Annotated in this window: 7 protein-coding genes; 2 read left to right on the top strand and 5 right to left on the bottom strand. The window is 71.2% G+C overall.

The features are described 5' to 3' along the window. The first annotated feature begins 116 nt into the window (after positions 1-116). Positions 117-1,694 carry an XRE family transcriptional regulator gene (locus ACFVWU_RS43075; protein WP_387631793.1) on the top strand — a complete coding sequence of 526 codons (1,578 nt, stop codon included), beginning with the start codon at positions 117-119 and terminating at the stop codon, positions 1,692-1,694. 53 nt (positions 1,695-1,747) lie between these two features. Here the strand turns inward: ACFVWU_RS43075 and ACFVWU_RS43070 are convergent, their stop codons facing one another. Beyond that, positions 1,748-2,029, bottom strand: a complete 282-nt coding sequence (locus ACFVWU_RS43070) for a transposase (RefSeq protein ID WP_387631790.1) — start codon at positions 2,027-2,029, stop codon at positions 1,748-1,750. 897 nt (positions 2,030-2,926) lie between these two features. Here ACFVWU_RS43070 and ACFVWU_RS43065 point away from each other — a divergent pair. Next, complete coding sequence (locus ACFVWU_RS43065; protein WP_387631787.1) at positions 2,927-3,358, top strand: LGFP repeat-containing protein; 432 nt, start codon at positions 2,927-2,929, stop codon at positions 3,356-3,358. A gap of 55 nt (positions 3,359-3,413) precedes the next feature. Here the strand turns inward: ACFVWU_RS43065 and ACFVWU_RS43060 are convergent, their stop codons facing one another. The 4 genes from ACFVWU_RS43060 to ACFVWU_RS43045 form a co-directional block, all read right to left on the bottom strand. Beyond that, positions 3,414-4,556, bottom strand: coding sequence for a nucleotide disphospho-sugar-binding domain-containing protein (locus ACFVWU_RS43060; protein ID WP_387631785.1), 1,143 nt, complete (start codon positions 4,554-4,556; stop codon positions 3,414-3,416). A gap of 137 nt (positions 4,557-4,693) precedes the next feature. Then, positions 4,694-6,049, bottom strand: a complete 1,356-nt coding sequence (locus ACFVWU_RS43055) for an acetyl-CoA carboxylase biotin carboxylase subunit family protein (RefSeq protein ID WP_387631784.1) — start codon at positions 6,047-6,049, stop codon at positions 4,694-4,696. Between the two features lie 179 nt (positions 6,050-6,228). Beyond that, entirely contained in the window at positions 6,229-8,265 is a 2,037-nt protein-coding gene (locus ACFVWU_RS43050) for a PEP/pyruvate-binding domain-containing protein (protein ID WP_387631782.1), read from the bottom strand. Positions 8,266-8,652: 387 nt separating this feature from the next. Further along, complete coding sequence (locus tag ACFVWU_RS43045) at positions 8,653-8,889, bottom strand: Imm49 family immunity protein (RefSeq protein WP_387631780.1); 237 nt, start codon at positions 8,887-8,889, stop codon at positions 8,653-8,655. Positions 8,890-9,685 lie beyond the last annotated feature (796 nt).

Here is a 9,685-nt window from a genome sequence, read left to right as displayed (position 1 = left end):
CGCCGACCAGACGACGGCCGAACCGGTGGCCGTCGAACCACCCACACCCGCCCTGACCAGGTAATCAGCACCTCCCACCCAGCGGGGGAAGCTCATGCTCGACCCTGGCAGCCGCTTTGGTCGACGCCGGCTGGATCCTGCCGGTGCTCGACGGCTTCGACGAGATCGCCACGGGGCTTCACCGGGCCGCCTTGGCCGAACTCAACGCGATATCCCTGCCGCTGATTCTGACCAGCCGCACCGAGCAGTTCGCCGACGCGGTAGCGACCAACGTGCTCAGGAAGGCCGCCGGCATCGAGCTGGCCGACCTGACCACGGACGATGTGGCCCACTACCTGCCGTGCACCGCACGCCCGACCGGGCAGGGCGAGCAGGCCGGACGAGCCGCGACCGCGTGGGATCCGGTCCTGGACGAGCTGCGCAACCGGCCGGACAGCCGCTCCGCCGCCAACCTCTCCACGGTGCTCAGCACCCCGCTGATGGTGCTGCTCGCCCGGACCCTCTACAGCGACAGCCCGGGACAGGACCCCGCCGACCTCCTGGACACCGTCCGCTTCCCGACACCGGAAGCCATCGAAGAGCACCTGCTGGCCGGGTTCGTCCCCACCGTCTACCACCAACGACCCCCGACCAGAACCGGCGCCGCTGCCTCGCACCTGCACCCGCACCGCGGGTGGGACCCGCAACGCGCCCGGCACTACCTGGGCCAGCTCGCCGGGCACCTCGAGCGGCCCAAGCAGCGCAACCGCCAGGACCTGGCTTGGTGGCAACTGTCCAGCGTCCTGAGCCTGCCCGCTCGCATCCTCGCCATCGTTCTGGCCTGCACCGTAGTCACGACCGTGTCCGGATTGATCGTGAACGCCGCCATGAGGGCGACGGGCTATCCGCGGGCCTATTCGCTCGAGCTGACCATCGGTCTTGTCGCTGGACTTGCGGTCGGCCTGGCATTCGGACTTGCCTACGGGATCGCCGTGGTGTTGGGCAAGGAAACGTTCGACCCATCCCGTGTGCGGCTGCAACTGCCAGGCCGTGGCCGGCGCAAAGCCGGTGCGCCGGCCCACAGACTCTCAAGCGCGTTCGGCGCGGGACTGCTGATCGGCCTCGCCGTGGGGTTGGCGTACGGCCCCACGACCACGCTGCTGGCCCCGGAGACGATTCCCAGGTCACTCAGCGGCAGACCGCCAGTCGAAGTCATGCTGATCCGCTCGTTCCTGGGCTCGGTCCTCTACGGAACGGCGGGATGCATGGCCCTCGGGCTCATGGCCGCCCTGGAGACACCACTCGATCTCGAGTCCGCCGCGACTCCCGAACGCCTGCTGGCCATCAACCGCGGCACGGTCATCCGCCAGGCCCTGTTCGTCGCACCGGTGATCACCATCGCCGTCACCAGTGCCTGCCGAGTGCTGGAAAACTTCTCCACCATGGACTGGTTCGGATGGCTAGCAACCGGGACCCAGTGCGGGCTCATCGGCACCGTCTCCTATGTCCTCGCGTTCACCGCCTGGGGTCAGTGGGTGCTCTTCACCCGAATCGCGCTCCCCCTGACAGGACGGCTCCCCTGGGCGGTCATGGCCTTCCTCGACGACGCCTACCACCGAGGAGTGCTGCGCCAGGTCGGAGCCGCCTACCAGTTCCGCCACGCCCGGCTCCAAAGCCACCTCAGCTCCGCTCCACACGCGTCGGAACACGGCTGATTGAACCGCCCCGGGGGGTCTATCACGAATTAGGTGTTCTTCGCCGGTTTGGTCTAGTAGTTGATGGTTGGTCTGATTGGCACCCGGTCGCGCAGCCGGTCGTGGAACTCGCCGACCAGGCCCTTGTCCCGCCAGCGCCGGAAGAAGGCGTAGACGCGGTCCCATGCGGGGAAGTCCGCGGGCACCGCCCTCCAGGCGATGCCGCCCGCAACCAGGTAGCGCACCGCGTCGACCAGCTGCCGGTGGCAGTAGCCCTCCGGCTGCCCGCCCCTTCCCTCCAGCCAGGCGGGCACGGGCATCGCGTCGCGCACCACTGCCCACTCCGCGTCGGTCATGTCCGAGGGGTACCTCGGACGCCTGTGCGGCCGGTCCCCTGCGTTCCCGAACCGGTGAGCGAGGCAATCACACGACAGAGGTGCGGAGTTGGACGTCAACGGCACGGAGACGGAAGACTGCGGCACCAGGGGCCTCCTGTTGCTCGGCTGGATTCGACACCCACGAGCTGTGCGGGAGGCCCCACTTTCATGCCCAGCCGACCAGAAGATCACCCGACCGAGTCGGCAGACTCGAACTCACGATCACCAAGATCGATAGAGCAACGGCTAGTTACCCGGGCGTCCAGCCGCAGGTACTCCTGGTAGAACGAACGGGCAGCAGGGCCAGTCGCCCTACCGGGTGCTCCAGTACGACGGCATCAACCCGTGACCCCCGCCGGGCGGCACCCCCGGCCGACCATCGCCACCCTCGTGCTCACCCCAGCCCTCGACCCACCGACCCGAAGGAGACCGTGCGTGCCCGTCGGCACCGCGCGACCCGCCGTCCTGGCCTCCGCCGCCCTGCTGGCCACCACGCTCGTGGCCGTCCTGGCCGGCCCCGCCCAGGCACACGCCCCGCGGCCCGTCCCCGGCCCGCGACCACCCAACCGCTCCCGGGCGCGGCGGACCACCTCGCCGACGCCGACGTCGGCTGCGCCGTCCCGGCGGACGCGACATCGCCGTCACCCGCAAGATGTTCGAGGTCGGCCAGCGGATGAACGTGGACGACAAGGTGATGCTGGCCGGCTTCGAGACCGGCTGGGTCGAGTCCCACATGAACAACCTGGACTGCGGCGACCGGGACTCCCTCGGGGTCTTCCAGCAGCGCCCCTCCCAGGGCTGGGGCTCCCCCGACCAACTGCTCGACGTGGACCGGCGGGCAAGTTCTTCGAGGTGGCCCTGCAGATGGAGCCCGGCATGCAGGGCAGCACCGCGGGTCAACTCGCCCAGGCCGTCCAGCGTTCGGCCTACCCGGACCGCTACGACCAGGCGGAGGGCATCGCCCGCGCCCAGCGCGACAAGGCCTTCCAGCCGTACGGGACGACCGGCGCCGAGTACGCCGCGATGGGCGGGGCGGGCAGCGTGCTCGGCCTGCCGGTGCGCGCCGAGTCGGACGCCTCGCTCGGCGGCCGGTTCCAGCAGTTCCGGAACGGCATCCTCCTCTGGCACCCCGACGAGGCCCACCTCGTCTACGGCGACGTCCTCACCACCTTCTGGAACACCGACGCCGAACGCCACTGGGGATTCCCCACCACCGACGATGTCGACGAGAACGACGGCAGGGCCCAGCACTTCCGGAACGCCGTCATCCACTGGAGCCCCACCCGGGGTACCTGGATCACCAGGTAGGAAGGGAGCAGCGGCGCCACGGTGCGCCAGGGTTTGTCTGACGATTCGCGTCGCATCAGCGGGGGCCTCGGCCCGCCAGGCCCGTCAGCCGTTGCGCCACGGCGGCCGGGTCGGGCATCGCCGCGATCTCGGCGCTGACCTCGCGGGCCGTCCGGGCCAACGCGGTGTCGGTAAGCAGGCGCTCCAGCAGGGCGGGGCCGATCTCCTCGGCGCCCGCGCTCAGGCCGGCGCCGCGGTCGCGGACCGCGTGGGCGTTGATGAAGCGGTCCGAGCCGTCGGGCAGGGCGAGTTGCGGGACGCCCGCGTCCAGGGCGGCGAGCGCGGTGCCGCTGCCGCCGTGGTGGACCGCGGCGGCGCAGGTGTCGAGCAGGGCCCGCCAGGGCACCCAGCCGTACGCGTGGACGTTGTCCGGCAGGGTGCCGAGGGTGGCGAGGTCGAGTTCGCCGGTGGCCAGGACGAAGTCGGCGTCGACCTCGGCAGCGGCCGCGATCACCCGCTCGATCCTGGTCAGGCCGTCGGTCTTGGGCGGTACGGTGCCCAGCGTCACGGCCACCCGGGGGCGGTCGACGGGCGCGGCCAGGGGCTCGGGGAGGGCACCCTCGCCGTTGTAGGCGACGGGACGCAGCGTGTGGCCGTACGGCTGGGAGCCGGCCATGCTCGGCGGGGCGAGGTCGAGGGTGGCGGCCGGTTCGGGCAGCGGGTCAACGCCGTGCCGGGCGAAGGCGTCCGCCATCTCGGCGAGCATCAGGGCGCGCAGCCCGGGCGTGCGGACGAAGCCCAGGTCGTGCTGGACGGCGGGCACGTCCAGGGTGGTCGCCGCGAGGAGGGCCACCGGGAACAGGTACTCGTACACGACGAGGTCGGGCCGCCACCGCGCGGCGAGTTCGACGGCGGCGTCGGCGACCCGGTTGTTGACGTGGGCGGCCAGCGGGACGAAGGCCTCCCGGTCGGCCGCGTTGGTCTCCACGACGCGTCGCATCAGGTCGGGCCGCTCGGTGCGGCCGGCCTCGCGGATCTCGCGGCGCCAGTCCACGCCCTCGGCCAGCGGCAGGTACGGCAGCCCGGAGGCGGCGACCGGCTCGCCGCCGTCCATCGAGGCCACCGCGACCTCGTGGCCGAGCCCGCGCATCGCCCTGGCCAGCGGGACCAGCGGGAAGAGGTGGCCGACGCCAGGTGCGCCGGCGAAGAGTACGCGCATCGAAGGATCCTCGGGTGTGCGGTGGGAGGGGGTGGGCCGGTGGGAGCGGCAGGGCCGGCCGGTGGGAAGGTGCAGGTCGGCCGGTGGGAGCGGCAGGGCCCGCGGGAACGGAGGATCGGCGCGCCGGGAGCGGCCGATCAGTCGGCGGCGCGGTGCAGGGCGGCCTCCAGGCCGTTCAGCACCGCGTTGCAGTCGCGCTGCAGGGTGTCGGCGTCGACGGCGCTCAGCAGGTAGACCCCGAGCCAGTTGCGTGAGCCCGCGGACGGGTCGAAGGCGGGCACCGGCCGACCGGCCGGCATGGCGAAGGCAGGGACGGCTTCGATGGTGCTGCCCGGGGAGAGCATGCTCCGCCAGTCCACGGCCCCGGGGTTCCAGACCGGCCTGGTGCGCCACGGCACCCCGGAGGCGTCGGCCGGGACGACGGCCACCGAGGCGGCGGCCCGGAGTCCTTCGGTGAGCATGGCCGCGGGGTAGTCGACCCGCTCACCCAGCAACTGCCGCACCAGCATGCCGATCGGGTCGAGCCCGAACACCTCCTGGACCTGCCGGGTCGTCAGCAGTCCGCCGAACCGGGCCGCGGTCTCGATGACCACCAGTTCGCCGTCCGCCATCAGCTTGAGCTCGGTGTGGGTGCCGCAGTTCTCCAGCCCGAGCGCGTCGACGGCCTGTCGCGAGACCTCCTCGATCCGGCGCTGCAGCGGCACCGCCATGACGCAGGGCGAGGTGCTGGCCACCTCGACGAAGGACGGCACGGTCGGCAGCTTGGCGGTGATGGCCAGCGGGCGGTAGACGCCGTCCGCGACGATCCCCTCCACGCTCACGTAGTCGCCGTAGCCGGGCTGCTCGTACCAGCCGTCGGTGGAGCCCTGGGCGATCTCCTCGACCAGCCGGTCCCGGTCGGTGTCCGGTGCGTAGAGCTCGTTCATGCCGACCCGGCTGCCGGCTCGCAGCCCGCGCTCGATCTCCTCCCACGCGGGGGCGGCGTCCGCGGCCGACTCCAGCACGATCTGGGCGACCGAGCCGGCGCCCCAGGCGGGCTTGAGCAGCAGCGGGGGCGTGAACCCGGCCAGAGCGGCGTCGAGGTCCGCGAGGCTGTAGACCCGGCGGAACGCGGGGACCGGCACCCCGGCGGCGGCCCACGCCTCGCGCATCAACCGCTTGTCGCGGGCCCGGATGATCCCCTCGCCGGCGCCGGCCAGGCCGAGCCGGCGCGCGGCGTGCGCGACGGCCAGCACCGCGAACTCCGAGAGCGTCAGCACCGCGTCGGCTCCGATGGACTTGGCGTACTCGACGATCAGCTCGACCAGTTCGTCGCCGCGCGGCGCGTCAAGGACCGTCTCGATGCTGGTGCAGCTGGGCCGCCAGAGCTCCTCGGCCGTGGTGGGCAGCGGCGCCAGCGCGAGGACGTGCAGTTCCCCGCACGCGGCGATGCGCGGGAAGGCGTAGTCGAGCGGGGCTCCGCCCTTGACGTAGACGTACAGGATCCGGTTCACGGTGCTGTCTCCTGGGGGAAGTTCGGTCAGCCCGGGGCGCGTTCGGCTCCGGGCGCACCCGGCCGGTGCGGTGGCAGGCGGTCGGGCGGGCGCCGCACGGCCGCTGCGCGCGCGGCGGTGCGGTCGCGCGCGCGGCGGTGCCTCACGCAGGCGGTGGTGCCTCGCGCAGGCAGCCGGTGTCAGCCGGCGGTGCGGAAGGGGCGCAGTTGCAGCAGGCTGATCCGCTCGCCCTCGATCGCCCACTCGATGTCAACCGGGGCCGCGTAGTTCTCGTCGGGCGAGAAGTGCGACTGCAGCAGCCGGCTGATCAGGGCCAGCCGGCCCACGAGGGCCTTGGTCCCGGCGTCCAGGTCGGTGGCGGCGGTGCCCAGCGAGACGGTGCGGCTGCCGCCCTCCATGGTGTTGCAGAGGTACTGGAGCGGGGCGCCCTCGCCGTTGACCACCTCGATGACCGAGCGCGGCGAGATGTTGAGGTAGACGCTGCGGAAGTCCCGTGGGCTCAGCGGGTCGCAGGTGACCAGGACACCGCCGACGGTGGCACCGACCTGCTCCTGCACGACCACGCCCATCCGGCAGCGGTCCAGCGGGATGCCCGCCTGCTGCCGCAGCAGGACGGCGCGCGGCGCCAGCAGCGAGGACCAGACCTTCCGGACGGCGTCGACGACCGCGTCTGTGCCGCTGACGTGCGCCACCGACTCGTAGAGCCCGGCGGCGGAGAAGCCGGCCAGATCCTCGGCGTTGGAGGAGCTGCGGACGACCAGCACGGGTGCGCCGTAGAGGTGGAGGTCGAGCGCCCGGTCGAGCTCTGCGCGGAGCGCGTCGGGCAGCGGGGTGGTGCGGATGAGGCGCTGGGCCTCCCGGCAGAGCCCGCTCGGGTCCGTGGTGCCGTCCCGGAGCGAGGCGTCGAGCCGGTCGAGGGTCTCCCGGAGCTGCGCGGAGGAGTCGAGGAAGCGCTGCTGCAGGGAGAACGGCAGCACGACGCCGCGCGGCACCTCGGCGTACTCCTTCACCAGCCGCTGTGCGGCGGTCGTCAGCTCCATGTCGTCGGCGTCCTCGGGGATGCCGAGTTGCCGGGCGAGGTAGCGCAGCAGGTTGTCCCGGGGCGGCCGCGGCACCCGGTAGAAGCCGAGCCAGCGCGAGGACCCGTGCTGCAGCAGGTGGGTGAGTTCGCCGAGGTTGGCGGCCTTGGTGCCGAACCGGACGTGGTCGCCGGCCCGCAGCTCGGTCAACGGTGTGATCGGGGTGGGTGTCAGGTCGGGCGGGTCCACGGTGACGCGTTCGGCCCGCGGTGCCGGCGCCGGCCGCTCGTCCGCCGGGCGCGGCGGTGCGGCCTCCAGGTGGAGGTCGGTGCCGTCGGCCTCGACCCGGTAGCGGACCCAGCGGCCGGCCAGCCCGGCCCGGTCGATCCGCTCGGCGGCGCCGATGCCGACGGCGTTGGGGATGCCCCAGCCGGAGGCCATCACGTTGATGTGCGAGAGAGGGGTGGTGTGCTCGGTGTGGATGATGCCGGACACCCGGGGGATGTCCTCCGGCACCCGGGGCATCACCACGATGTCGTGCCACGCCAGTGGCTCGTTGTCCGCCCGGTACTCCTCCTCGGAGGAATACGCCCGCAGCCGCCCGTGCGCCTCCCCGGCGTTCAGCGGTACGAACGCGGCCGTCGAGTACAGCTCGTGGGACAGGACGCGGGGTATCTCGTTCTCCGGGATGTCCGCGACGTACTCCTCCTGCCGGTGGTTGGCCGGCTTGAGGACCAGCGGCAGCGACGGGTCGACGTGGTGGCGCACCCGGTGGTAGAAGGAGCGCAGCATGTCCCGGTCCATGGTGTCGACGTCGACCGTCTCCAGGGACAGGAACGGACCGGCTGCCCGGCCGTCCGGATCCTGGGTGTCCGCACCACCGCGGGTGTGCAGGGCGAGGGTGCCGAGGAGGAAACGGCGGTCGGGATTCCGGTAGACATCGTCATTGAACGAATCGAGCCCGCGGGCGAGTTCGTCGATCGACATGCCGAGTATCTCGCACGCGATGTAGCGGACGTGGAGCATGCCGTCCGCGCTGTCAATGAAGTGGAGGACCGACTCGGCTCGGTCGAGCACGATTTTCACATAGGGGTAGCCACCGACCGTGCCGGCGAGCTGGGAAAACTCCTGGATGGTGAGCTTTTCGCCGGTGAGGCGGGGCCGTGTGGTCGCTTCGTCGCGATCCGAACGGGTCATGCGCACAGTTCAGCCATTCGTCATCGTGGACACACGATCGGTGTGCACCAGGTCAGAAGGTGGTACGGCTACACACACACTGCCATCAAATCCGAACTTCTGACGAATAATCAGACGACATCAGGCCACTACGGAGTGTTTCGGCCAGATTAACCACCGCCACCGAAACCATCGCGCCAGGTCATGCAGTGGCAAAGGTCACAGACAACTTGGGCCGGTTGATCGAATGTCCCGAAAAGATCCTGAAATGTTGATTCCTATACGACCCTCTGGAAAGAAGTCCACCTCGGCTGATCAGCGCGGCACGGCGGACGCGGCCCTCTTCCCCCGGGCGGGGCCTCGGATGGAGGGGGCGTCAGGCGACGGCCGGACTTGCCGGGCGTCCCGTCAGCGCCGCCCGGCCGCTTCGAGCAGGCGCGGCGGGAGGTAGGGGGACCGGATGTGGACGGCCCAGCCGCGGCTGCGGCGGGCGGGGCAGGCGAGGGCGAGGGCGCCGAGGCTGAGCGGGGCGCCGGGGTCGGTGGCACGATCGGCGTCATCGCGGCCGACCTCGCTGGCTTCCTGTGGGTACTCGCAGCCGGCACCGGCCCCTTCGAGGCGACCACCGACTACCACCTCGACCACACCCCGCGCCCCAGCCCGGACCGCCGTCGCGGAACGCTTCGCCCCACAACGACGCCGCCCGGCCCAGGCCATCACCGAGCAGGCCGGCCAGGAGTACCCCCACTTCGACGACATCGTCCTCGAACTCTGCCGCTGACCAACGGCCACCTGCCCGACCACGCCAGGCACTGCCCACACCACCACTTCCGGGCCGCCGCAAGCCGACCGGGTACCCCCGAATCCACCGGCGCGTACAGGGCTCTCATCCAGACTGCGGGAATCCCCACTTCTCACGCGACCTGCAAGTTCTCAACTAACCACCCAAACATGCAGGTCAAACCCACTAACACCCAACCAGCAACCACCCTCACGCAGGCCTCCAACCCAAACACGACCCCACCACAGCCCGGATCCTTCTCAACCAACGGCGTTGAAACGGCGTCGGAAAACAACTGAAATCGGCATCACAATCCCCGACCCCACCACCACCCCGAAACCGGGCATGGCATGCCCACGGCGAACACACACGGCAACCAAAACCCGCCCCCGCGACACACCCCGCCAACCCACCCCACCCCCAACCACACCCCGAAAACCAGCCCGACCGACCCGGGAAGAAACACCCAAAACAGGCAAAACACCCCGGCCAACGACAACAGGTCACACCCACCGCGGGCCCGCCACAGCACGGGCGTCGGCATCGTTGGACCGGCAAAGGACCGACGGGGCTTCCCCCGGGAATGTGGACACCGGGTGCTATGCAGCGACGGCCAGCGTAACTGATCTCTGCTCGTAGGCGATCGGGGTCATGTGGTCG

Origin of the sequence: Kitasatospora sp. NPDC058190 (assembly GCF_042883685.1) — a bacterium.
Classification (GTDB): Bacteria; Actinomycetota; Actinomycetes; order Streptomycetales; family Streptomycetaceae; genus Kitasatospora.
Note: the sequence above shows the minus strand (reverse complement) of the source record. Positions and strands in the feature narration are given on the sequence as shown.

Coding starts and splice junctions, on each gene's coding strand:
- ACFVWU_RS43070 (WP_387631790.1), bottom strand. CDS start 2,029: ATGACCGACGCGGAGTGGGCAGTGGTGCGCGACGCGATGCCCGTGCCC.
- ACFVWU_RS43065 (WP_387631787.1), top strand. CDS start 2,927: ATGCAGGGCAGCACCGCGGGTCAACTCGCCCAGGCCGTCCAGCGTTCG.
- ACFVWU_RS43050 (WP_387631782.1), bottom strand. CDS start 8,265: ATGACCCGTTCGGATCGCGACGAAGCGACCACACGGCCCCGCCTCACC.
- ACFVWU_RS43060 (WP_387631785.1), bottom strand. CDS start 4,556: ATGCGCGTACTCTTCGCCGGCGCACCTGGCGTCGGCCACCTCTTCCCG.